The sequence below is a fragment of the Rhodoligotrophos defluvii genome (genome assembly GCF_005281615.1).
Taxonomy (GTDB): Bacteria; Pseudomonadota; Alphaproteobacteria; order Rhizobiales; family Im1; genus Rhodoligotrophos; species Rhodoligotrophos defluvii.
In genome coordinates, this window is record NZ_SZZM01000001.1 from 1,310,707 (window position 1) to 1,335,983 (window position 25,277).

Annotated in this window: 15 protein-coding genes and 1 pseudogene; 11 read left to right on the forward strand and 5 right to left on the reverse strand. The window is 63.5% G+C overall.

Translation table 11 applies throughout. The features are described 5' to 3' along the window. Positions 1 to 747 (forward strand): DNA polymerase III subunit epsilon, encoded by a 747-nt coding sequence (dnaQ, locus tag E4P09_RS06245; RefSeq protein ID WP_137388665.1) that lies wholly within the window; start codon positions 1 to 3, stop codon positions 745 to 747. A 42-nt stretch (positions 748 to 789) separates the two neighbouring features. Here the strand turns inward: dnaQ and E4P09_RS06250 are convergent, their stop codons facing one another. Next, positions 790 to 6,357, reverse strand: coding sequence for a hypothetical protein (locus E4P09_RS06250; RefSeq protein ID WP_137388666.1), 5,568 nt, complete (start codon positions 6,355 to 6,357; stop codon positions 790 to 792). A 223-nt stretch (positions 6,358 to 6,580) separates the two neighbouring features. On the opposite strand from E4P09_RS06250, the gene E4P09_RS06255 reads away from it, so the two are divergent. Beyond that, positions 6,581 to 8,998, forward strand: coding sequence for an FAD-dependent oxidoreductase (locus tag E4P09_RS06255; RefSeq protein WP_137388667.1), 2,418 nt, complete (start codon positions 6,581 to 6,583; stop codon positions 8,996 to 8,998). Here E4P09_RS06255 and E4P09_RS06260 read toward each other — a convergent pair. From E4P09_RS06260 to E4P09_RS06275, 4 genes are all read right to left on the reverse strand, one after another. Next, the gene (locus E4P09_RS06260) at positions 8,995 to 9,762 is read right to left on the reverse strand and encodes an ABC transporter substrate-binding protein (protein ID WP_137388668.1); all 768 of its coding nucleotides are present in this window, start codon (positions 9,760 to 9,762) and stop codon (positions 8,995 to 8,997) included. The two genes, E4P09_RS06255 and E4P09_RS06260, sit on opposite strands and share 4 nt — an antisense overlap. Before the next feature lie 80 nt (positions 9,763 to 9,842). After that, a complete protein-coding gene (locus tag E4P09_RS06265; protein ID WP_137388669.1) occupies positions 9,843 to 10,307 on the reverse strand; it encodes a cyclic nucleotide-binding domain-containing protein in 465 nt (154 codons plus the stop codon). Positions 10,308 to 10,351: 44 nt separating this feature from the next. Beyond that, positions 10,352 to 13,078, reverse strand: coding sequence for an ABC transporter transmembrane domain-containing protein (locus tag E4P09_RS06270; protein ID WP_137388670.1), 2,727 nt, complete (start codon positions 13,076 to 13,078; stop codon positions 10,352 to 10,354). Between the two features lie 165 nt (positions 13,079 to 13,243). Next, a complete protein-coding gene (locus E4P09_RS06275) occupies positions 13,244 to 14,251 on the reverse strand; it encodes a radical SAM/SPASM domain-containing protein (RefSeq protein ID WP_137388671.1) in 1,008 nt (335 codons plus the stop codon). A 1,149-nt stretch (positions 14,252 to 15,400) separates the two neighbouring features. Between E4P09_RS06275 and E4P09_RS26855 the strand changes: the two are divergent. The 9 genes and pseudogenes from E4P09_RS26855 to E4P09_RS06320 form a co-directional block, all read left to right on the forward strand. Then, a pseudogene (locus E4P09_RS26855) lies at positions 15,401 to 15,646 on the forward strand (glycosyltransferase); the annotation flags it as partial. A gap of 270 nt (positions 15,647 to 15,916) precedes the next feature. Next, positions 15,917 to 17,185, forward strand: a complete 1,269-nt coding sequence (locus E4P09_RS26860) for a glycosyltransferase family 4 protein (RefSeq protein ID WP_137389265.1) — start codon at positions 15,917 to 15,919, stop codon at positions 17,183 to 17,185. A gap of 7 nt (positions 17,186 to 17,192) precedes the next feature. Continuing rightward, complete coding sequence (locus tag E4P09_RS06290; RefSeq protein ID WP_137388672.1) at positions 17,193 to 18,272, forward strand: glycosyltransferase family 4 protein; 1,080 nt, start codon at positions 17,193 to 17,195, stop codon at positions 18,270 to 18,272. Further along, on the forward strand, positions 18,269 to 19,450 hold the full coding sequence (locus tag E4P09_RS06295; protein ID WP_137388673.1) for a glycosyltransferase family protein: 1,182 nt from the start codon (positions 18,269 to 18,271) through the stop codon (positions 19,448 to 19,450). Before E4P09_RS06290 ends, E4P09_RS06295 begins: the two co-directional genes overlap by 4 nt. Then, the gene (locus E4P09_RS06300; RefSeq protein WP_137388674.1) at positions 19,447 to 20,202 is read left to right on the forward strand and encodes a polysaccharide deacetylase family protein; all 756 of its coding nucleotides are present in this window, start codon (positions 19,447 to 19,449) and stop codon (positions 20,200 to 20,202) included. Before E4P09_RS06295 ends, E4P09_RS06300 begins: the two co-directional genes overlap by 4 nt. Beyond that, positions 20,189 to 20,752 carry an AAA family ATPase gene (locus E4P09_RS06305; RefSeq protein WP_137388675.1) on the forward strand — a complete coding sequence of 188 codons (564 nt, stop codon included), beginning with the start codon at positions 20,189 to 20,191 and terminating at the stop codon, positions 20,750 to 20,752. The genes E4P09_RS06300 and E4P09_RS06305 overlap by 14 nt, the downstream gene beginning before the upstream one ends. Positions 20,753 to 20,822: 70 nt before the next feature. After that, on the forward strand, positions 20,823 to 21,386 hold the full coding sequence (locus E4P09_RS06310) for a hypothetical protein (protein WP_137388676.1): 564 nt from the start codon (positions 20,823 to 20,825) through the stop codon (positions 21,384 to 21,386). Continuing rightward, the gene (locus E4P09_RS06315; RefSeq protein WP_137388677.1) at positions 21,383 to 23,293 is read left to right on the forward strand and encodes an ABC transporter ATP-binding protein; all 1,911 of its coding nucleotides are present in this window, start codon (positions 21,383 to 21,385) and stop codon (positions 23,291 to 23,293) included. Before E4P09_RS06310 ends, E4P09_RS06315 begins: the two co-directional genes overlap by 4 nt. Then, the gene (locus tag E4P09_RS06320; protein ID WP_137388678.1) at positions 23,290 to 25,233 is read left to right on the forward strand and encodes an ABC transporter substrate-binding protein; all 1,944 of its coding nucleotides are present in this window, start codon (positions 23,290 to 23,292) and stop codon (positions 25,231 to 25,233) included. The genes E4P09_RS06315 and E4P09_RS06320 overlap by 4 nt, the downstream gene beginning before the upstream one ends. Positions 25,234 to 25,277 lie beyond the last annotated feature (44 nt).

Below are 25,277 nucleotides of genomic sequence, written 5' to 3' on the forward strand. Positions count from 1 at the left end.
ATGAGATACATCGTTCTCGACACGGAGACGACCGGTCTGTCCCACGAGAACGGCGATCGCATCATTGAGATCGGCGGCATCGAGGTTCTCAACCATGTGGCGACCGGCCGGTATTTCCATGAATATCTCAATCCGGAGCGCGACGTTCATCCCGATGCGCTGCGGGTGCACGGGATCACCAACGAATTCCTGGCCAGCAAGCCAGTCTTTGCCGCCGTTGCGCAGAAGTTCCTGGAGTTTATCGAAGGCGCGCTGCTCGTCATTCACAACGCCGCTTTTGATATCGGCTTCCTGAATGCCGAGCTCCGTCGGCTGAACTATCCGCCAATCCTGGAAGAACAGGTTATCGACACGCTGGCCTTGGCTCGCCGGCGCCATCCCATGGGCCAGAACAGCCTCGATGGCCTGTGCCGTCGCTACAGTATCGACAATTCGAAACGCACCAAGCACGGGGCCTTGTTGGATGCGGAACTGTTGGCGGAGGTCTATGTCGAGCTGATCGGCGGACGGCAGCCCCACCTCACCCTGGTGACGGCGGAGGAGGTGACCCGCGAGGTGCGGGTCGTCCAGACGGTCACGCTAGGGCCGCGGCCAAGGCCGCTGGCTCCGCGATTGAGCAACGAGGAACGGCTGGCCCACAGTGCCTTCGTGCGGGAGCTCGGCAGCGAAGCAATATGGCTGAGCTTCTTGGAGACGATGGATAGCAGGACCCCGCAAGCCGTCGCCGAGATCGAAGTCGTCGCCTGATCGTCCGGGCGCGGCGCGGACCATGCCTGTGCCGCGCGGCCTCTAAATCCAGATGGTCGTGACCTCTTCCACCGCGGGCGAGTGCTCCCGCGCCTGGGCGTAGTGGCTGTAATACGGAAGGTCTTCCGACTGAGGCCGCACGACCGGGTCTGCGATGATCTCCAAAGTCTCGCGTCCCTCCCCTCCATTGTGTTGTCCAGTCTCTTCCACGTCTAGTGCGCGCTTCTGGCGGTTCTGTACACCCGCGCCGGAGTGCTCGCCCTGGTCCGCCTCGCTGCGCATTTGCGCATCCTTCTCGGCAATCTCCCTGACCTTGTTCAAAAGCCGGCGATCGAACTTGTGCTCCAGACCATTTAGTCGGTCGAAAATGCTGCTGCGTCCCGACCGGCCGCTTCCCATACTTGCGACCTCGGGCTCGACTGGCTCAGCTTGTTCGATCGGGCTGGGCTGCCGGTACTCGACCGGGGTTCCGCCTTCCCGGTCGGACGAGCCCTCTCCGCCGCTCGCTTCTGTCTGGTCTGCTGCCTGATCGGCGCGCTGCGCGACGTCTGCCTCGTGGTGATCGCCGATGACCCCTTCACTCGGCATCTGTTCCAACGCAGGCTCGATCTCTGCTTCGAGCGGAAGCGGTTTGGTCCGGACCACGATCGACCCGTCGCGCGGCAAGAACTGAAGTACGGCCTTGCTGTTTGTGAGCTCGCCATATTTCTCGTTCCAGTTGCGAGCGAACTGCACGGCATGCCAATGCCGCTCGCTGACCGTGTCCCCAGGCTGAAAGGTGTAATACTCGTTTTCATACCAATAGACACCACGCTCGACGCGATGCCCGCCATTCCGGATGACGGCACCGTCACCGATATCGCCTGGCTGAAAGTCGATGACCGGCATCTCGTCGGGTGAGACCGGCTTGATCTTGAGCGAAGTCACCGCTCCGTACTTGCCGTGCGGCTGGTTGAAGCTGCGCCCGAATCCCTCCCGCATCGGGATGAGCGGCGTGCTGACGGCATACACGCCGTCATCCAGCTCATGGACCTTGGCGCGCCCGAACCAATATTCCTCGTATTGAGCGTTCCAGCGCCGCGCCGCGGCTTTGGCCCGAACAACCGGCGACGTTCCCGGGACGTCATCGAAAAGTACGGTCCAGGCCCTGCCCTCATACAGATAGAGCGGGCCGAGATAGTCGACCCCGACATGATAGCCCTTCTCTTGAAGGGTGGTCGCGAGCGAGCGGCTGTTCTCCACGGAGTCACCGGCAAGACCACGAACATGCCAGAGATCGCGCCCCTCCAGCGACTGGTCGAAGTCGATCCAGTCCTGGAGAAAGACGTCACGTTTCAAGCCGTGGGCGGGATCGTCCTTGGCCACGACGAACAGCTCGGCTTTGTCGGCAAGCTCGGATATTCTTGTGGTGAATGGTTTGACGGACCTGCCGGCGGAGTTGATCGAGAGCACATCGGCGCTTGTTAAAGCGGGCTCATACACTTCGACTGGCATCTCGACGGTCTGCGCCCGCGACCGGATGCTCGTCAGGTCTATGCTCGTGAGGTCGGCGACATCCTCGTTCGAATAGCCGGCGCCAGTGAACATCCCTTCGCTGCCCTCCTTGGCAACCTCATCGACGGACTCGGGGTACTTGAAGCTGGATGCTTTGGATTCGCTCCCCTCATCGGCGGTCATCGCGTCGCCGACCCAGCTACTCCCCATGCCATCGTCAAATCCCTTGCGGCCGATAACCGTGGCGGTATCGCTGCGCAGGCTTTCTTCTAAGCCGTCCCATTGCTGGGCCACGATGACGGTGGCCTCATCGTCTCCGCTGTTTACCGACCCTCCTGATGAAGCATTGTCATCGACATGGGAGGCGGAAGAGGTGCCCCCTTGCTGAATCTCGTCGGCAGGGTGGCTTCGGCTGCCGTTTCCGGTGCCGGAGCGCTCGGGCGGTGCATAGGGCACATCATCCATTTCCGGCAGCTGCGGCCTTGAGCAGCATGGCCCGCCCCCCTTTAGACCCTCGCGCGGCACCAGCGTTCCGGTCCGCGTGTCGAAATCGTAGATTTTGCCGCTCAGCAACCCCCCGGTCCCCGACTCGATGACCCGGAACGACCCAGGGCTGCCGGGCACGGCGGCCCAAGTGACCTCCTTCTCCAGGCCGTCGAACCAGGTCTTGAGTATGACGCCATGGTTCACGTCGTACCCATACATCTTGCTCTGTGGCCGCACCGGCTGACCATCCGACAAGAACGCCGCGACCCGTTCGCGAAATGACGCCTGAGATCCGGACTGGAAGCCGCCTGCGCGGTTAGCCCCGTCGGGATCGGACGGAACATCCGTATCTCCGCCTGCATTGGAGGCTGCAGAACTGCGCTCGGCCGCCTCCTCCTCTCCGCCGCGCACGGCAGCTTCATTGTCGCCCGCCTTGATGGAAGCTGTCTCGGTGGCGGCTCTGCTCAAGGCTTCTTCGGTGACCGGCCTGGTGCGGACGGCCACCATCTTATCGCCCTCGAAGATCTGTACCACCGCCTCGCTATTGGTGGCTTTCCCATAAAGCTGGTTCCAATTGCGCGCGAACTGGAGGGCGTTCCAATGGCGCTCCTTGACGGTGCTACCGGTCATGAAGGTGTAGTACTCGTCCTGGTACCAGTAGACCCTGTCGCCCACCCAATGGCCGCCGGTGCGAATGACGCCGGCATCGGCGATCGTGCCGGGTTCCGGCCTTATGCCGAGCACCGGCAGGCTGTCCATCTCGATGGGCTCGATCTTAAGGACGGAAATTGCCCCATAAGGCCCTTTAGGCTCGTTATGGGCGCGACCGAAACCTTCCTTGATCGGAATGAGGGGCGTGCTGACCGCGAAGTCGCCGTCGCCCAAATCATGAGCTTTGGCGCGGCCAAAGGCATAATCATCGTAGCGGCCGTTCCAGAGCTGGGCGGCGGCCTTCGCCCGCCCTGCGGCAGGCGCGTCGCCCTGCTCGGAGAGCAACCACCATGCCCTGCCGCCATAGAGATATGTCTGCCCGAGCGCATCGTCGCCAACCGGCTGACCCTGCTGTTTGATGATCTCCCTGGTTGGCCCGTTGAGCTCGATCGGCTCGGTTAGGAAATCTTCTTTGGCCCAGAGTTCCCGCCCCACCATCGAGTCATCGAATTCCGTCCAGTCCTGACGATAGGCGGTGCGTTGAAAACCGGTGACCGGATCCTCTCGGGCGACGACATAGAGCGGTGCCTCTTCGGTAAGATCGGCCATGCGCATGGAGAAAGGCAATGGCGGCTCGTCTGATTTGACGGTCACGATGTCGTCCGCGAACGGGTTCACCGGTCGCGGTGCGGCGAACTCATTCAGCGTATCGACAGTGTTTCTGCTGTTTTCGCCCACGGACATGTCGATGCTGAGAACCTCTCCATCAGCATCGGAACCATCGGCAATTGCACCGCCCATGCTCTCGCGGCCCTCCTCGGCCGTGGACACGGAGCTTCCGTGACTCCCATTCTCCGTTTCGTCTCCTTTGCGGCCGATGACGGTGGGCGCGTTGTCGCTTTGCTCCAACGGGTTGTTTATGAGCGGCTCGTTGATCCCCGAATATTCGGCTGGCGTATAGGGCGGGTCTTCAGGGTCGAACGGCTTCGAACAGCACGGGCCGCCGCCCTTGAGCCCGTTGCGCGGCACCATGGCACCGGTTCGGCCGTCAATGTCGTAGATCTTGCCGGTCAGGAAGGCGCCTGTCTCGGGATTTATGGCCCGAAACGAGCCGGGACTGCCGGGCACACCCACCCACGTGACTTCCTGCTCCATGCCGTCGAACCAGGTCTTGAGCACCATCCCGTGGGTCGGATGGTCCGTATAGACCTTGTGCTGCATTTTGAGCGGCCTGGCGCCGGCCATGACATCGGTCATGGTCGCCGGCTGCGTGTTCACGACAGGGCCGGGGGCATGGCTTTCCTCCACGCCGGCGCGCATCGATCCCTCGATGCTTTCGACCAGATGGGGTGCACTGCCGCGGGCGCCAGCCTCGATGCCGGTTTCCGGGCTCACACCACCGCGACGCATGGACAGCGCGAACCCCCCAACCTCCATGGTAAGCGCCAAGCCGCCGCCGATGATCTGCTTGACCTGGTGGTGGCGAATGCCCTCTTCGATGTTGTAAATGCCACCGACGATCGGAATCTGGCTGATATACCAGTCTTTTAGGAAGTAAAGACCATTTATGAAATGGCGATGGTTTTCGGTCTCAGCCCCGTAATTCTCAACAAGTTTGTATGTTTCCTCCTTGATGTTTTCCTCGGAGAGTTCCTTCTCCGCAAGGCGGAGGTTTTCCTTTGCGCGGGCGATGACCCACGGGTTCTTCAGCAGATCGACGTCGTACTGGTTCTCTCTGTTCTGCAGGGCGTCCCGCGGCCTGATCTGATGCGCGTAATGCTCATGGTCTGCACGTTCGCAGGGCAGCACGAGCGTATGGCCGACCCCGGGGCGGTCCGCCAGCGTCAAGAAGCGTTCGAGCGGCGTCCCGTAGACGGTCTCGGTCAGCCCCCAAGGGTGGTGGGACGAGAAGGCGATCTTATGGGTCTGCAGGTACTCACGCGAGTGGCCGGTCATCTCCTCCAGGATTTCCAGCGCGGCCTCCTCGCGGTTGAAAGCCGGCGGTTTGCCGAAATTCGCATTCCAGCGCTCGGAAAAAATGGTGAGCGCCTGGTTCAGGATTTCTTCATCCGAGCCTTTGAGCTCGTCACCGCTCGATTGGGCTAAGTGAAGGGCCGCCTCCACCGTGGGGTTGAACGATTTGTCCGGGTGCTCCTGCCAGCGCTGAACCTCCAAGTCGAAAGCCTTGAGGAGGGCGGTCCGATCCTCCAGCCCCTGGGGCAACGGCTCCCCCCGGCCCACCGCTCTTTGACCGAGAACGCTGGCCAGCGAGAATTCAATCGTGCCGATCTTGTGCTGGCAATCCAGGCCTTTTTCCCTGGCCCATTCCGTCAGGATCTCCACCCGTTCTGAACTGCTCAGCCCGTCCACGCCGGCCAACTGCTTGATAGCGCCGTGCTCGGCGAGGTCCTTGATCGTCTTGCCCCGTGCATTCTCGAAGGTGAAGCCGTTGAACCGGGGCGCGGAATGGTCTTGGTGGTCATGGACATGATGCTGAAAGAGGTTGGCCTTGAGCCACTCCCGCTTGAGGGCGTCCATATACGTCTTCCGGACTGCCGACAGCCTTTGCGGCGAGCCTGCCTCGTGCGACAAATTTTCCGGCGTCAGATTGCTGTAGAGCAGGGCTGCCCTGTCCACGTGTTTTGCGAGGGCCGAATTGTGATCGCTCTTGAAGGCCTGCGAGAGATCCGTCGCACCTAAGGCGAAGCGCCCACCGAGCACCCGCGGATCGATCCTGATTTCGGGATGGTTTTCGTTGACCGTGCTGAGAGCGGCCATTGCGGAGAGCGGCTTGCGTCCGTGCGCCTCCCAGTCGACCCAGTCGAGCGACTGCCGCAGTTCAGGGATAATGAAGCGTCCGAGAACGGTGTTCGCCGCCCTGTCCCCCGGCGTGACGGCTTGCTCCTGGGCGCCCGCCTTGTTTTCGAGTTCCGCCGGCTGTTGTGGCCCTGAATCGGCGTCCGCGGAAGTGATTGTCATCCCAACCAGTCCTCATGTTGCACGATGGCGCAAATGGCGGGAGATGACGGCAGCGGATAGTGGTTTCTTGCTGGCCAAAAAACGACGACCCTGCATGGGTCCGGACTATGTACTGACAAATAGAATTCACCAGTTCGGGCAAATAACTCACTGGACGGCCCCGCGCTCTCCGCGCTCTACTGCGCCGCGATGATGGGTGAGGCGCTGCGACGGAGGCATCAGAATGAAATCCCATAGCCGAGTGGTGATCATTGGCGGCGGGGCGATGGGGGCCGGCCTTCTGTACCATCTGGCCCTGGAAGGCTGGACCGACGCGGTGCTCGTGGAAAAGGGCGAGCTCACCTCCGGCTCCACTTGGCATGCGGCAGGCCAATGCCCCCAATTCGTGGGCTCGCTGTCGATCGCCCATATCAACAATTACGGAACTGAGCTCTACCCCAAGCTCGAAGCCCTCACCGGCGTCTCTGCAACCTGGCATGGCTGCGGCGGCATTCGCCTCGCGCTCACCGATGAGGAGGTGAACTGGTTTAAATACGTCCACGGGCTGTCGAAGCTCGTCGGCTATGAAATGCATCTGATCGGCCCTGAGGAGATCAGGCAGCATCATCCCTTCATCGAGACCTTCGGTGTGAAAATGGGCGCCATGACGGTGACCGACGGCCATGTGGATCCGTCCGGCGTCACCAATGCCATGGCCAAGGGCGCCCGCGACCTCGGCGCCGAGATCTATCGGCGCACCCGGGTCACCGAGACCCGTCGCCTTCCCTCGGGCGAGTGGGAGGTGGTGACCGACAAGGGCACCATCATCTGCGAGCACCTGGTCAATGCTGCTGGCTCCTATGCGGATATTGTCGGCGGCTGGGTGGGGCTGAAGGTGCCGATCAGCAATATGCTGCACCACTACATCGTCACCGACCCGCTGCCGGAGATCGCAAGCCTCTCCAAGGAACTGCCGGTGGTGCGTGATCCCTATGTGAACGGCTATCTGCGTCAGGAGCAGCAGGGACTGCTGATCGGCCTTTACGAGCGGGAGGGCGCGACCGACTGCTTCAAGGACGGCATTTCCTGGGACTTCGAGAGCGAGCTGCTGCCGCCCGAGCTCGACCGTTTGATGCCGTGGTTGGAACGCGCCGCCGAGCGTTTGCCGCTGTTCGGACAGGCCGGTATCCGCCGCATCGTGCCCGGCGCGATCACCCACACGCCCGATGGCAATCTGCTGCTCGGTCCGGCACCGGGCTTGCGCAACTACTGGATGGCCTGCGGCGCCTCCTTCGGCATCTGCCAGGCGGCCGGTGCCGGCAAATATCTCGCCCAGTGGATGGTGCATGGCGCCGCCGACATCAACATGGCCGCGGTCGACCCGCGCCGCTACGGCAACTGGGCCAGCGGGGGCTACTGCCTGGCCAAGGCCACCGACGACTACCAGAACATGTATCAGCTGGTCGTACCGGGGGAATACCGGCTCGATGGACGGCCGAAGCGCACGTCAGCCCTCTATGACCTGCTGAAGGCCAGGGGCGCCCAATACATGGATGTGGCCGGCTGGGAGCGGCCGCGCTGGTTCGACAAGACGGGCGAAGGCGAGCGGCCGAGCTATCGCCACAACAACAGCTTCGCGCCGGTGCGCGAGGAAGCAATGGCCGTGCGCCAGCGCGTCGGCGTCATGGACATGTCGAGCTTCTCGAAATTCGAGGTCGTGGGCCCCGATGCGGAAGGCATGCTCAACCGCCTGCTCGCCAACCGCATGCCGCGCAAGGTGGGCGGCATCGTGCTGACCCAATGGCTCACGGAGAGCGGCCGCATCGAAGGCGAGCTGACGGTTTGCCGCCTGCGCGAGGACCGCTTCTACCTGCTCTCGGCCGCAGCCGCGCAGTTCCGCGATTTCGATATGCTGAGCCAAGGCCGGCTCCCGCATGAAAACGCCGAGGTGCGCGACGTCACCGAGGCTCTCGGCGTCCTGGTTCTCGCGGGACCCCGCTCACGCGACGTGCTGGCCAAGCTCACCGATGCCGATCTCGGCAATAACGCCTTCCGCTGGCTCACCGGCAAGGAGATCGCCGTCGCCGGGGTCCCCGCACGCGCCCTGCGCGTGAACTATGTGGGCGAACTGGGCTGGGAGCTCCATGTCCCGGCCGAGCGGCTGGTCGAAGTTTACGAAGCGCTCCTCGAGGCCGGCCGGGCGTATGGGATTGCCGATTTCGGCGCCTATGCGATGAACAGCCTGCGCCTTGAAAAGGCTTATCGCGGCTGGGGCTCGGAAATGACCAACGAGGTCAACCTCATCGAAGCCGACATGGAGCGTTTCGTGGCGCTGGACAAGCCGGACTTCGTGGGCAAGGCGGCGACCCTGAATGCCAAACAGCAGGGCCCGCGCATTTCGCTCGTCTATATGTCCCTGAGCGAAGGGGATGCCGAAGCCCAGGGCAATGAGCCGATCTATGCGGACGCGACCCTGGTTGGCGTCACCACCTCCGGTGGCCACGGCTATGCGGTGGGCAGGAGCCTCGCCTTCGGCTATGTCAAGCCCGAGCTGGCTAAGCCCGGCACGGCGCTTGAGGTCGAGATCCTGGGCGAGCGCCGCAAGGCGTTGGTTGAGGCCCAGCCGCTCTATGATCCGGAAAACCTGCGGCTGCGTTCCTAGTAGATCGAGAACGGGAAATATTTCGCGTTGATTTTCTGATAGGTGCCGTCCGCCAGAATCTCGTCGAGGGCCTCGTTGAGCTTCTGGCGCAGGGCTTCGTCTTCCTTGCGCACCGCAATACCGGCGCCAAGACCGAAATGTGCGGGATCGCTCAGCGGCTCTCCGACGAACTTGCAGCACTTGCCTTCCGGACTGTTGAGCCAATTGTAAACTGCGATGGATTGCACGAAGACCGCGTCCACCCGGCCGGCCACCAGGTCCAGCAGTGCCGTATCGTGCGAGCCGTAGAGGCGGATGGTCGAGTCCTTGTAGTTCTTCTCGAGATAATTGGCGTGAATGGTCGAGGACTGCGCGCCGAGCACCTTGCCGGCGAGTCCCTTGGGCGAAATGTCGGTGATGTCGGACGTGGTCAGCGCCACGAACCGGGCAGGCGCGTGGTAATACTTATCGGTGAACGCCACCACCTTCTTGCGTTCCTCGGTGATGGACATGGAGGCAACGATCGCATCGATCTTTTTTGAAAGAAGTGCCGGAATCAGCCCCTCCCAGTCTTGCGCGACGATCCTGCACTTCACCTGCATCTTCTCGCATAGCGCTTGGGCGATATCCACATCGAAGCCTTTGAGCTTGCCGCTCTCGTCGATGAAGTTGAACGGCGGATAGGCCCCCTCCGTTCCGATGACGAGCTCCGCCGGCTGGCCGAAACCTGGCAAGCTGGCCAGGAGCATGAAAACCGCTGCAAACACCCCCACCCGTATTCGCATTGTCGTACTCCCCATACAGTGCCGGCCGGAGCCGGCAGCTCTGATTATTGTCGCCTCAGCCCCTCCCAGAGCCGGGTCTATCAACCACCATTGCGCTGATGTTGGCGCGCTTCGGTCAGCTCCGTGGTCGTCTTGTGCAAGCGGCCGGCAAGTTCCCGCATGATCTCCACGGCCATTTCCGGGAATTCGGCGACCATGCGCAGGAAATGCTCCTTCAGGATCTTGAGGGTCTCGAGCCGCTCGACCGCCCGCACCGTCGCGGTGCGCGGCACCTCGCACAGGATCGCGATCTCGCCCACGAAATCGTTTGCTTTCACCTCGGCCACGGCGAGCTGCCCGTCGGGTGTATCGACCAGCACCTCTGCCGAGCCGGCGATGATCACATAGGCTGCATCGCCCGTGTCGCCCTGGTGGAACACCTCCTGGCCGGGCTCGAAAGACATGCGCTCTGACGTGAAGGCCAGGAGCTTCAGCTTCTGCGGCTCCACATTCGCAAAGAGCGGAATGCGGCGCAGAGCATCAACTTCGTCTTTTAGAGAAGCCATATCGTCCCCCTCCGGCGACTGCGCTTGAAGCCATGGGAAATGCCTCACTGTGCCATTGCCGTCTTCCGGGCGGTCTCACGGCCGATCTCCTCCCCGGCCGTGGCGCTGTCCGAAATCAGGCGACCCTGGTCAAACTTCAGTATACGTTCAAATCGCGGCGACAGGTCAGGATTGTTCAACACCCAGAACAAGCCGAACGGGCGATGTGGATCCTCTCTGGACGCCGCAAGGATCCGCTCGACGATTTCTGCGTAATTGCGGCTGTCCAGAGCGGACAAGGCGCGATTGACGATGAGAAATTCGACCCGCTTCATGAGCACCCGGGCGAGCGCCAGCTTCTGGCGCTGGGGTGCGGTCAGGCGCTTGCCGCCCGACCCCACGTTGAAGTTCAACCCGGCTTCGATGACGGCATGCTCCATGCCGAGCTCCGCAAAAACGCTGCGCATGGCCTCGCGCACGCGCCGCGGCCCGTCGGCGATGCCATAGGCGATGCGGCCGAACAGCACGTTGTCGAGCAGGTTGGAGGCTACGTTATAGACATCCGGGTCATAGAAGGCGACGAGCCCCTCGAGCCCGGCCGGCAGGTGAGCGCGGAATGCTTTGCGTGCCTCGACCAGGCGGTCGCGCAGCTGGCCGTCCATCAGGCCCAAACGGTGCCGGGGCTCGATATAGCCGAACGCCAGCTTCAGCAGTTTCGCGCGGTCATCGGCGCTGATCTCGCCGCCAGAGGCAAGCCGCGCCAGGATTGCCTTGTAGTCGGGAATTTCCTCGGCGCTCATCAGGCTGAGCTGCTCGAAGAACGGGTGGTCCGGTGGCAGGCCTGCGAACAAGTCGGTGACCGTTTCGGCGATCTCCCGTCCCATGTCGGTCAGCCGGTCCTCGAGGCTCTCCTCCCGCAGCACCTTGCGCATATAGGCGTTGGTGGGCAGGTTCGGCGTGGCGAAAGTGTCCGTAAGGGCGGTGCCGAACAGGAGGTTTTCCGCGATCGTCGCCTGATTGTTGTAGCGCTCGGGATCGAAAACCTCGACCAGCTGGTTCAGCGGCGGTTCGGAGACCATTCGGCGGAGATGCGAACGCGCCTCCAGTGCCCGGTGCATGATCTCGGGCGAGGCTTGCGGGTCGATCACCGACCGCAGGCCGAGGTCGAACATGTCCGCGTGCAGGTCGGCCATCATCAGCACGTCCATGAAGCGCGGCATGAGGTCCTCGGGCCCCGACAAGCCCGCGCCCTCGTAGTCGATCCAGTCCGCATTCACATCCATGGTGGTATTGCCGGAGGCCGCGGCCTCGGCCAGAAGACGGTCCGTCGGCTCGCGGGGTTGGTCCTCCTGCGACTGGCCGCGGACCGGCACATGGCGCAACCCGTACAGCAGCACGTCCCGGACCGAGGCATGCGGGAAATAGGAATCCGGTCCGATATAGCCGATCCGCCGGCCGGTGAACGCTTCGGGAAGCTCTTCCAGCGGCGCGCCATTGATGGTGACCCGGCCGGTGCTGGGCGGCATCAGTCTGGCCAGCACCTCCGCAACCGCCTCTGCGCCGCTGTTGATGGGGCCGATGGCGGCGACGCGCTCGTGCGGCTGGATGGTTAGCGACGTGTTCTCCAGGAGCCGGGCGCCGGTATCGTCGATCACGCCGACACCCGCCAACGCCAATGGACCTTCGATATGGGGAACAGGGCCCTCGGGCGGCAGCTGCAGCTTCGGGTCGAGCATGTTGTCGGGACAGAACTGCTCGATGACTTGGCTGTATTTGACCTGCACGTCGAGACGCTGCTGGTCCCAGTCGATCAGCTCCTTGATCGGCGAGGGCAGGTCCTTGTAGGCGCCGATCACCGCGACCAGCTGCCCGATATCGAGCGAGCCGCGCAGCGCGAAATAGCCGCCGATCAGGTAGAACATGAACGGTGTGAGCTGGGCCAGGAAGTTGTTGAGCCACTTGACCGCGAACTTCCGCTGATAGAGCTCGTAGCGGATGAAGAAGATCTCGCCGAGCCGGCTGGAAATGTCGGCGCGCTCGCGATTCGAGGCATCGTTCAGGTGGATCTCGGAGACGCCGTCGACGATCTCGCCCACCCGGCCGGCCAGGGCGCGCGCGGTGATCTGCCGCTGCTTGGAAAGCACGAGCAGCCGGCGCCGCAGCCGCGGGATGATATAGGCCTGGATAGCCACCACGCCGAACGCGATCATGCCGAGCCAGAAATTCTGCACCAGGATGAAGGCCAAGGCGGTCACCGCTTGCCCGCCCAGGAAAACCGGCTGGACGAAGGCATCCCCGATGAAGCCGCCCATCGGCTCCACCTCGTCCTTGATCATGGTGGCGACTTCCGGCGCCTTCACCCGTCGGAAATGGGTGAGGGGAAAGCGCATCACCCGGTCCACCAGGTCATAGCGCAGACGCCGCAGCATGCGCTCGCCGAGCCGGCCCTTATAGGTGTTGATATAGAACTTGAAGGCGCCGTTGATGCAGACCAGGGCCAGGAACGCCATCGACAGCGCCACGAGATAGCCCATGCGGTTGAGCTCGAAGCCGGAAAAGAGCTCGATATGGCCGCCACCGAGAAACTGTGGAAGGTCGAATGCGATGGTGAGGAACCGGGCCGTGGCGTCCGGATGTTCGAAGCCTTCTCCGGTGATTGGTCCGTTTACGATTTGCTTTGGAAGGTCGAGTGAAATAAAATAAATCGGCATGGACAGCAGAATGATCGTAAGGATCCAGATCTGCTGCTTTTTTGTGTGATTCCATATATACCAGAATAAATTGCTTTCCATCGTTTAATCCTGGAGCGTGCCCTGAATGCTATGCCGCTCAGGGTCAACGCTCATTTACTCAGCAATACGCCTTCCAAGACAGGAATTGGCGTGATTTCAAAGAACGTTCCGCCGCCTGTCGGCAATGTTCAAAATGTCAGCTAATTAACCACCATCCAAGGCTGATCATAATGCTTGATGCAGGTCAATCTTCATACCCATATTTTCTGCGTTCGAGTAGGAACATCCTTTACAAATGTCGAACTGCTTCAAATAGCCCTTGCGTCGCGCCCGCGCCGCCTCGTCCGAGCAGTAGGCGCGGATGAAGCCGCCTTCGCCGATATTGGGCAGCTGCACCATCTGGTCATAGTCAATGCAGCACAGCCCGAGGTCTCCGTTCCAGAAGACTACGGTCTGGTGCAAGGGCGCCGTGCAGGTCGCCCGCTGGATGCCGGTAGGATGCCGCCGCAGCTCCTCCTTGGTCGGAAGGAAACGGCTGAACTCCCGCTTTTCCGCCTCCGTCGTATAGGAACCGATGCTGAACGTCTTGAACCGGATCTGGTCGAACCCGATGCGCTCGGCCCATGCGCGGATATCGTCCATCTGGTGCTCGGAATAGCCCGTGAGCAGCGTCTGCAGCACGCATTTCGGGTTCTTCACCCCAAGCCGCCGGCGGGTCGCGAGGAATGTCTCGATATTCGCCTTGACCTCGTCGAAATCGGAATTGACCCGGTAGTTCTCTTGCGCCTCCTTCGAGAAGCCGTCCATGCACAGATAGACCCGGCCGAGACCGGCCCTGATCAGCCGCTCGGCCAAGCCTTCGCCAAGCTTGGTCGCGTTGGTGGAAAGGAACGTCTCATGCCCGTTCTCATGGGCATAGGCGATGAAATCCGGCAGCGCCGGATTGAGCGTCGGCTCGCCGGAGAAGTTGAAATACATCGCCGGCTTTTCCCGCACGCGCTTGAAATCGTCGATGATGCTCTTGAAGACGTCGAGCTTCATCAAGCCGCGCTTGCGGGTCATGGCGATGGTGACCGGGCAAACCGGACAGCGCAGGTTGCAGGAGTTGGTTACGTCGACGACGATGATTGTCGGCAGCTTTTTGAAATAGGACAGGGGCAACATTTGCGCGAAGAAGCGCGACACCCGTGCTTTCAAGGGAACGTGAGCCTCGAGGGCTTCGGTAACGGCCATGAGCTATCCTACATGTGGGGAGTTTCGGGCCATTCCGCGATGGAGGTGCGCAGCGCCCGGCAGGCCTACCGCCAGCTCTCGGCTGATAAAATGGAAATCACAGAGATGTGGTCCGCACTTGGGCATGGATACCTGCCTCCACGCCGTTTTAAGCCAGCTCTTCCCCTAGCACAATGCACCCCATCGTGACCACTGTCGAGACGGTCCCGCATCAACGCACTGTCATCCATCCGTTGCCAAGCTTACGCCAAATGGCGGTTCTCATGTCCAAGCATGCCGTGCTAGGGATGGAGATGGAGCCTTGTGGATCACTCCGCCGGAGAAGCGGGGATGGCGAACAGACACGGTGGACGAGGGGACCAGAGAATGTCTCGCGGCAAGCGCGACGGCGCCAAGATCCTGCTCTACAGCCATGATACCTTCGGACTCGGCCATCTCCGTCGCTCCATGACCATCGCCCATAGCCTGGTCGAGCGGCACAAGAAGCTTTCCGTGCTGATCCTCACCGGATCGCCCATCATCGGCGCCTTCGATTTCAGGTCCCGCGTCGACTTCGTCCGCATGCCCGGCGTGATCAAGCTGCGCAACGGCAACTACACCGCCCTCAACCTGCATATCGACATCCATGAGACCATCGGCTTGCGCCGTGCGATCATCGAACGCACGGCCGAGGTGTTCGACCCCGACTTGATGATCGTCGACAAAGAGCCGAATGGACTGCATGGCGAGGTTGCCGGTGCGCTCGCCATGCTGAAGGCGCGGGGCGCCCGCCTGGTGCTCGGCCTGCGCGACGTGCTGGACGAGCCCAAGGTGCTGCGCAAGGAATGGCGGCGCAAGCACGCCATGGAAACCGTGAAGGCGGCTTATGACGAAATCTGGGTTTACGGCAGCCGGGCGCTTTACGAACCCATGACCGGGCTGAAGGTCGAGAAAGCCGTGGAGCGAAAGCTGGTCTATACCGGCTATCTGCCGCGTCCGCTGGCAAAGACCCCCACCGCGCACCACTGGCCGGCAATCACCGAGCGCGATTTCCTTTTGGTGATGACCGGTGGCGGCGGCGACGGGGCCGAGCTGGTCGACTGGGTGCTCAGCACCTACGAGGCGCGCCGTAACCTGCCCTGGCCCGCCCTGATCGTGCTGGGTCCGTTCATGCCGGTCGAGCTGCGGGAAGCCTTTCACCAGCGCGCCGACCGTCTGGCCGATGTCGAGGTGATGGTGTTCCACAATCAGATCGAGCACCTTGTGCAGCGGGCACGCGCGGTGGTGTGCATGGGCGGGTACAACACCTTCTGCGAGGTCCTGACCTACGACAAGCCGGCGCTGATCGTTCCACGGACCCATCCGCGGCAGGAGCAGCTGATCCGGGCGAGCCGGGCCGAGGCCCTGGGCCTCGCGCGCATGCTGTTGGGAACGGATGATGCGGGCCGGTTTATGCCGGATATCGATGCCATGGCCGCGGCCCTTCATGCGCTCGTGGATCAACCGCCACCCTCGGCCTGCATGCTGCCGGGGCTGATGGCTGGGCTCGACACCGTCAACGCGCAGGTCACCCCCCTGGATCTACGGGCGGAATGGCGAGGCGGCCCGCGCCGGTCCCAAGCCGGGGGATTGCGCCGGCGAAGCCCGCGGCATGATGCGCAGCGTTGCCGGGTAACAGCCATCGCGATGGCAGACGAGGCTCGCGCTATTGCGGTCGTGCTCAAGGGCTATCCACGGCTGTCGGAAACCTTCATCGCTCAGGAGCTGCATGCGCTGGAGCAGCACGGGCTGTGCTTGCGCCTCTATTCCCTGCGCGATCCCACGGACGGCGCGCGTCATCCCGTGCATGAAGAGATTGCAGCACCCGTCACCTACCTGCCGGAATATCTCGTCGATGATCCATTGCGGGTGGTGAAGGGTTTGCTCCGATCCCTCCTGCTGCCCGGCTTCTTTCCGGCTCTGCGGGTGTTCCTGAAGGACTGGTGGCGCGAGCGTGACGTCAACCGTGGCCGGCGCTTCGGGCAGGCGGTGGTGCTGGCCTGCGAGATGCCGCCTGACGTGACGGAGATTTATAGCCATTTCCTGCACACGCCCTCGTCGGTCGCCCGCTATGCCGCGATCATGCGTCGGCTATCCTGGAGCTTTTCTGCCCACGCCAAGGACATCTGGACCATTCCCGCGTGGGAGAAGAGCGAGAAGATCCGGGATGCCAGATGGGGCACCACCTGCACCGCAGCAAACCTGGAGCACCTGCGATCGCTTGCACCGAGGGGTCACCAAGCCAAGCTGTTTCTCAGCTATCACGGGCTCGATCTCGCGCGTTTCCCCCCGCCGCCTGTCCGGGCCGCGCGCCGCGGCGATGATCCGGACGACCCGCTGCGCATCGTTTCGGTCGGGCGCGCGGTGCCGAAGAAGGGCTATGACGTTCTGCTCGATGCGCTGTCCCGGTTGCCGGCAAGCCTCTATTGGCGTTTCCTGCATATCGGCGGGGGTGAGAATGCCGCGGCGCTCCGCCAGCTGGCCGACCGCCTGGGACTGGCGGAGCGTATCGAATGGCGCGGAGCACAGCCGCAAGGCGAGGTGATCGGGCTGCTGCGCGAGGGCGACCTGTTCGTGCTGGCCAGCCGCATCGACAAGTCTGGTGACCGTGACGGTCTGCCCAATGTGCTGATGGAGGCGGCGTCCCAAGCGCTATGCTGCCTCTCGACATCCGTCTCGGCCATACCGGAATTCATTCTCGACAAGCAGACCGGATGCCTCGTTCCACCTGAAGATCCTGATGCCCTGGCGCAGGCGATCGCACAGCTTGCTAAAAATCCTGAGATGCGCTTCTCCTTGGGTCAGGCAGCACGGACAAGGCTCGTGACCTCATTCTCGAAAGATGCGTGCATCCGCAGTCTGGCCGCACGTTTCGGTATCAACGACAATGCGCGCGATGCCGCGGGCAGTCGGTAGGCCATAGATGCGCATTGCCTTCTACGCGCCGTTGAAGCCGCCCGACCATCCGGTGCCTTCGGGCGACCGGCAGATGGCCCGGCAGCTGATGGATGCTCTGCATTGCGCCGGCCATGACGTGATCTTGGCCAGCCGCTTTTCAAGCTTCGAGCCCACCGGTCAGCCCGACGCGCAGCAGAGACTCCGGGAGGAGGGCCGGCGCGCGGCGGACCAGGCGCTGCACGCGCTGCGCCATGGGGAGGCGCCCGGGTTATGGTTCACCTATCATCCCTATTACAAGGCACCCGACTGGGTCGGCGTGCATGTGGCCGAAAGCCTCGGCATTCCTTATGTGACCTGCGAAGCGTCCTACGCGCGAAAACGCGAGCAAGGCCCGTTTGCCGAAGCGCAGGCTCAGGTGCGCAGAGGCTTGGCCCTGGCGACGGTGAATTTCTGCTTCACGCGAGGCGATCGTGAAGGGCTCGAGCCCATCGTCCGGCCTGGTTCCCTGGTGGATTTGCCGCCCTTTATCGACGTGCGCCACCTGCCCCCGCCGGACCGCCCCCGAACACCGGAAAGCCCGGCGCGCTTGCTGGCCGTGGCCATGATGCGGTCGCGCGACAAGCTCGACAGTTATCGCGCGCTTGCGAAAAGCCTGTTTCTCATCAAGGAGCTGCCCTTTACCCTGACCATTGTCGGCGACGGGCCGGAACGCAACGTGGTCGAGGCGCTGTTCTCGTTTCTTGGACAGAGAGTGGCCATGACGGGCCAGATTGCCTCGGAGACCATGGCTGAGGTCTACCGGGAGGCGGATCTCTATGTCTGGCCGGGCTGTGGCGAGGCTTATGGATTGGCCTATCTGGAAGCGCAGGCCATGGGCCTGCCTGTGGTCGCGCAAAGCATCCGCGGTGTGCCGTCGGTCGTCGCCGATGGCGTGACGGGAACGCTGACGCGTGCGGGGGATGACGAGGGTTATGCCCGCGCCATCGCCACGCTGATCGAAGACGGCCGCAAGCGCGCGGCAATGGGTGCGGCCGCGCAAGAATTCGTGCGGGGCAGCCGGACCTTGCAACAGGCCGCGGCGGTGATTGCCGAGGCTTTGCCATGAGCCCCGCCGCGCGTCCTGTCCTGATCTGGGTCACCCATGTGCTGGGCATCGGCCATTATCAGCGCGTCATCACGCTCGCTGCCGCCTTGGCCGGGGCGGGGCTACGGCCCGTGGTGGCCTCGGGCGGCATGCCGGTGCCCGGCGCGCTGCCGCCGGGCGTTCTGCTGCGGCAGCTGCCGGCCATACGCAGCGCGGATGACGGCTATACCAACCTCGTGGACGAGAATGGCGAGGTGGCGAGCGAGAACCTGTTCCTGCGCCGCACGGACAGGCTCCTGCGCCTCTATCGCGAACTCGAGCCCGGCGCCATCGTCACCGAGCTCTACCCCTTCGGCCGCCGCCGCTTCGCCATGGAAGTGGATGCCTTGATCGCCCGCGCTGCGGCGGAACCGGCATGCAACCGGCCGAAAATTGTCTGCTCGGCGCGGGACATCCTGCAGCCTCCGTCGAGCGCCGAAAAGGAAGCCCTCATCCGTGGCCGGATCGAAGCTTATGATGCCATCCTGGTGCATGGCGACCCGAATCTGGTCCGGATCGAGCAATCCCTGCCGCTGATGGCCGAATTTGCCGATCGCATCCGCTACACCGGCTATATGGCGGGCGGGGGCGGCCAGGCGGCTGGGGCCTGCACGAGCGATGGCACGGACGAGGTGATCGTGTCTGCCGGCGGCGGCGCCGTGGGTCGCGATCTCCTCTTGGCAGCGGCGGCCGCCCGCCCCGACACGGCGGCGAAGGCGCTGACCTGGCGCTTCCTGGTCGGACACAACATGCCGCCCCGGCAAACGGCCATGCTGCGTGAGCAAGCCGGGGGCGACGGCGTGATCATAGAGCCGGCCCGGCCGGATTTTCCGGGCCTGCTCAGCCGCGCGCGGCTGTCGATTTCGCAGGCAGGCTACAACACTTGCGTCGACCTTCTTCGGGCGCGGGTGCCCGCTGTGCTCGTGCCTTATGCCGGTCCCGATGGCGGCGAGATCGAGCAGCCGCTGCGCGCGCGGATCTTTGCCGAGCGCGGCTTCGGGGTGGCGGTCGATCCCCACGGTCTGACGCCTAGGCGCTTGGCGGACGCGGTCGACCGTGCCCTTGGGCTCAATCCCCGCGATGCAAGTTGCCCCAATCTGGACGGCGCCGAACAGTCCGCGGCCATCATCCGCGAGATCCTGGGAGAACCCCCCGCGTGACAGCGGCCTTCTCGCCCCTTCTGCAGGAGCTCGACGCTTGGGCCGCACGCGGGCTCACACCCCGCCTGTGGTTGCGTGACGACGATGCGGTGGCCGATCGGCCGGAGCTCCGGCAGCTGCTTGCCCTGTGCGGGGCGGCGGCCATACCGCCGACCCTGGCGGTCATCCCAGCCAAGATCGAAGCCTCCCTGGAGGCCGCTCTTTCTCGCAACACCATGCCGATGCCATCCCTGCTGGTGCATGGCTATGCTCATGTGAACCACGAAGGACCGAAGGCCAAGAAGGCGGAGCTCGGCACGGCTCGGCCGCTCGCCGAAGTTGCCGCCGACACCGCCAAGGGTCTCGCCCTGCTGCACGTCGCCTTTCCCAGGGAAGCGCTGCCGGTGCTGGTGCCACCCTGGAACAGGGTGCGGCCGGATCTCGTGCCTCTCCTCCAAGACCAGGGCTACGAGGGGATCTCGACCTTCGGACCAGCATGCTATGCCGGCCTCGGGATCATAGAGGCCAACACGCATGTGGACTTGATGGACTGGCGCGCGCGGCGCGGCCGTAGCATTCCGGATGTGATCCGCAACCTCACGCACACTCTACAGCGGCAAAGAGCAGCAGATCCCGCTGAACCCGTCGGAATCCTCACCCACCACGCGGTGCATGACGAGGTCGCGTGGTCCTGCCTTGCCGATCTCGCCGATCTCGTTGCGGGGCGCGTGCTTTGGCTATCCGGTCGCGAGGTGTTCTATGCAGCGCCGTGACCGCTTCTTTGTGATCACCGGTGGCCCCGGTGCGGGCAAGACGACCCTGATTGAGGCACTCGCCGCGAAGGGTTATCACCGCTCCGTTGAGGCCGGCCGCGGCGTCATCCAACAGCAGACGGCCATCAATGGCCCAGCCCTGCCCTGGAAGGACCGTGCCCTGTTTGCCGAGCTGATGCTGAGCTGGGAGATGCGGTCCTACGCGCTGGCGGCCGGTCATACCGGCCCCGTCCTGTTCGACCGTGGCCTTCCCGACATCATCGGCTATTTGCGGTTGGAAGGCTTGGCTGTTCCCGCGCATGTCCATGAGGCGGCGCAATGTTTTCGCTATCATCCGACCGTCTTGATCGCGCCGCCCTGGGAAGCAATCTTCACCCAGGACGAGGAACGCAAGCAGACCTTCGAGGAGGCTTGCAGAACCTATGAAAACATGCGCAGGGTTTATGCGGATTACGGCTACGATTTGGTTCCTCTGCCACTGGCGCCCGTCGAGGACCGGGTCGCCTTCGTCGAGGGCCATCTGGAGCGGCACCTATTCTCTTTTTCGTGAAAAGCGCCTTGATCCCGCGCCTCGGCTGTGCGGATGATGGTATGGGCGGACCTGGGAAGGTCGGGGAGGCATGGCAGTATCCGAGGTGAACACTCGCCTGGCGGCGAGCGGGCAAGCAGGGCTGCGAGCGCGCCGGGACCAGAGCTTCCGGCCACCGGCCGCAACCGCTTTCACCGCCATTGGCCGGGCGCTCGCCGGCATTGCGCTCACCGGCGGGCTTGCCGCGATCACGACACCCGGCCCGTGGGGCGCCGCCATCCTGGGCGGCATGGCTGTGCTGTTTGCGGCATACGCCGCACGGACCCTTGCGCGTCATATGGCCGTAATCACCATCAGCGACGACGGAATAACCGTCGCGGGTTTGGTCCGGCGGCACATCCGCTGGAGCGAACTCGGCAGCGTTTCGCTGCGCTATTTCTCCACGCGGCGGGATGGGGAGAACGGCTGGATGGATCTCGTGCTGCGATCGGGAACGACCCGCCTTGCCATCGAGAGCGAGCACCCCGCCTTCGCGCCTGCGGCGCGCCATGCCCTGTCCGCAGCGGCGAGGGCCCGTCTCGCCTTGAGCGCCGCGACCATGGCCAACGCGCGAGCGCTTGGCATCGAACCGGACGGCGGTAGGTCACGGCCATGAGCACCGCGTTGCTGTCGATCAGGAACCTGGTCGTCGACTTTCTTACCATGGCGGGCTCCGTGCGGGCCGTCGACGGCGTATCCTTCGACATTCCTCAGGCGCGCACATTGGCCCTGGTCGGCGAATCCGGCTCGGGAAAGACGGTGATCAGCCAGGCCATCCTGCGCATTCTGCCCAGGGTTGCGCGGATCAAATCCGGCTCCATCATCTTCCGCGATCCCAAGCTCGCCGGAACCAACAAGGCAGAGCTCGATCTCGCCCGTTTTCCTGCGGATTCCGATCAGATGCGGAACATTCGCGGCGGCCGGATTTCCATCATCTTTCAGGAGCCCATGGCCTCTCTTTCGCCGCTCCACACGATCGGCGATCAGATCGGCGAGGCCCATCAGCTGCATATGGGATCCTCCCGGCAGGAGGCGCGCGAGGCGACCATCCGCATGCTCAAGCTGGTCGGCTTCGCCAACCCGGAAAGGGGGGTGGACACCTATCCCTTCGAGCTGTCGGGCGGCATGCGCCAGCGCGCCATGATCGCCATGGCGCTCATCTGCCGGCCCGCGCTGCTCATCGCGGACGAGCCGACCACCGCACTCGATGTGACCGTCCAGGCGCAGATCTTGAAGCTCATCAAGGATCTCCAGCACGAATTCCATATGGCTGTGCTGATGATCACCCATGATCTCGGCATCGTCGCCAACCTCGCCGACGAGGTGGTGGTGCTCTATCGCGGCCGCATTGTGGAAGCAGGCTCAACCGAGGTCATTTTCCGCGATCCGCAGCACCCCTATCTTAAGGCGCTGCTCAATGCCGTGCCGCGCTTCGACATGCGGCCGGACGAACGGCTCAAGGCGCTCCGCGAGGTGAAGCCGGTCGCTGGCGGCTATTTTGCCGAATGCACCACGCCGGCCCATTCGGGCGCCCCGCTGCTCGAGGTGTCGGGCTTGCGAAAGGCCTTCGCTTTGCGAAAGGGCAGCATGTTCAAGCCGGGCGGCACGCAGGCCGCGCTCGCCCTGCGCGACGTGAGCTTCACCGTTCATGCCGGCGAGAGCGTCGGCCTCGTGGGCGAGTCCGGTTGCGGCAAGACCACCACCGCCAAGATCATCGTGCGCGCGGTCACGCCGGACGCCGGTCAGGTGCAGTTCCGCCTGAACGGTGCCATGCGGGACGTACCCGCGTTGGAAGGCGAGGCGCTCAGCGCCTATCGCCGCGCGGTGCAGGTGGTCTTCCAGGATCCCTTCTCCTCGCTCAATCCGCGCATGACGGTGCTGGACCTGATCACCGAGCCCCTGGTGATCCATAACATCGGCAGCAACGAGGAACGCCGGGAGATCGCCAAGGAGCTGATGCAGCTGGTCGGCCTCGACCCCCGCTTCCTCGGCCGCTATCCCCATTCCTTCTCGGGCGGGCAGCGCCAGCGTATCGGCATAGCCCGCGCCTTGGCGCTCAAGCCGAACCTGTTGATCTGCGACGAGCCCGTCTCGGCCCTGGATGTGTCGGTGCAGGCGCAGATTCTCAACCTGCTCAAGGACCTGCAGGCAAAGCTCGGCCTTTCCTATCTCTTCATCAGCCACAATCTCGCGGTGGTGGACTACATGGCCGAGCGCATCCTGGTCATGTGCCGCGGCATGATTGTTGAAGAAGCCCCGCGCGAACAGTTCCGCGAGCGGGCGCAGCACCCTTATACGCGCGCCCTGCTGGCGGCCGTGCCGGAACCGGATCTCGACCATCCGATGGATCTCGACATGCTGATGAGCGGCTCGACGTCCGATCCGCAGGCCTGGCCCGAGCCGTACCGGATCTTGCCGGAAACGGAACTGAAGCGGACGGAGATCGCGCCGGGACATTTCGTGCTCTATGGGGAAACCGAGGCCCGCGCTGACCTTGAGCCGTGGCAAGAGGCCTTCGCATGAGCGCCGGCATCGCCCTGTTTCTCGTCCGCCGCCTCCGCATCGCCGGCCTCACGGGCCTGGCCTTGCTTCTGCTGGCCTGCGGCGAGATCCGTGCCCAGGCCCTGCCCAAGCTCGTCGAAACACCAAGCCTCGAAGCCAGCGTGAAGGCGGGGCTCCTGCCGCCCGTCGACCAGCGCGTGCCCGAGGAGCCGTTGATCGTCGATCTGCCTGCGCAAGGGCTGGAGATCGGGCGGCATGGCGGCTCCCTTCGCACCCTGATCGACAGGCCGAAATCCATCCGCTACATGGCCGTTTGGGGTTATGCGCGGCTCGTGGGCTACACGCCCGAGCTCGAGCTCGTGCCGGACATTCTCAAGGACGTTAAGGTGGAGAACGGCAACCGGGTCTTCACCTTCACCTTGAGGCGTGGCCACAAGTGGTCCGACGGCCATCCCTTCACCTCCGAGGATTTCCGCTACTACTGGGAAGATGTCGCCAACAACCCGAGCCTGTCGCCCGGTGGTCCGCCCACGAGCTTGGTGATCAAGGGCGAAGCGCCGAAATTCGAGGTCATCGACGAGGTGACCGTCCGCTATTCCTGGAGCCGTCCCAACCCAACCTTCCTCCAGGAGCTCGCCCGGGCGCGGCCGACCTATATCTACATGCCCGCCCATTACATGAGGCAGTTCCACGAGAAATACGCCGATCCCGATCAGCTCGCGCGCATGGTGGCCGCCGAGCGCGTGACCGACTGGGCCGCGCTGCACAACCGGCGCGAGACGATGTATGATTTCGACAATATAGAGCTGCCGACATTGGAGCCTTGGCACAACATCACGCTGGGGCCGACCACTCGCTTCATCATGCGGCGCAATCCCTATTTTCACCGCATCGACACGCGTGGCCAGCAGCTGCCCTATGTGGACGAGGTCATTATGGACGTTGCCTCGCCGCGCCTGATCCCCGCCAAGGTCGCGGCAGGCGAGAGCGACCTGCAGGCCCGTGGCCTGAACTTTTCCGACCTCGCCGTGCTGAAGCGCAACGAGAAGCGGTCAGGCTATCACGTGGAGCTGTGGCCGAGCGGCAAAGGCGCCCAGTTCGCCCTCTATCCCGATCTCAACTATGCGGACCCGGTATGGCGCAAACTGTTCCGCAATCCCTCGTTCCGCCGGGCGCTGTCGATCTCGATCGACCGCTATCTGATCAGCCGCACCCTCTATCTCGGACTGGCCAAGCCTGCGAGCAATTTCGTGCTGGAGCGCAGTCCGCTTTACGACAAGGAGCTTGCCGGCCTCTGGACCCAGTATTCGCCTGAGAAGGCCAATGCACTGCTGGACGAGATCGGTCTCACCGAGCGCGATTCGAGCGGCTACCGCTTGCTGCCTGATGGGCGACGGGCGGAGATCGTGGTGGAGACCGCGGGCGAGGACCCGGAGGAGGTGGATATCCTGCAGCTCATCGCCGAGGATTGGGCCAAGATCGGCATCCGCCTCCTGATCAAGCCCTCCATGCGCGATGCCCTGCGCGAGCGCGCCTATACCGGGCAGGTGATGATGACCACCTGGTCCGGCTGGGACAACGGCGTGCCGACACCGGACATGATGCCGGACGAGCTTGCGCCGACCCATCAGGACAACCTCGCCTGGCCCAAATGGGGCGAGTACTACGAGACGAAGGGCAAGTCCGGCGAGGCCCCCGATGTGGAGGAGGCCAAAGAGCTCATCGCCCTCTACAAGCAATGGTTCGATGCGACCGATAGCGAGCAGCGCGCCGAGATCTGGCGCCGCATGCTGAAGATCAACGCGGAGCAGCAGTTCGTTATCGGCGTCGTTGCCGGCGTACCGCAGCCGGTCGTCGTCTCCAACAAGCTGCGCAACGTGCCGAAGGACGCTTTCTATGGCTGGGACCCTGGGGCGCAGTTCGGCATCTATCATCCCGATCAGTTCTGGTTCGCCCAATGAAGCAACGCTCGGCCCATAACCCTCTCGGGGCAAAGGCGCGCGGA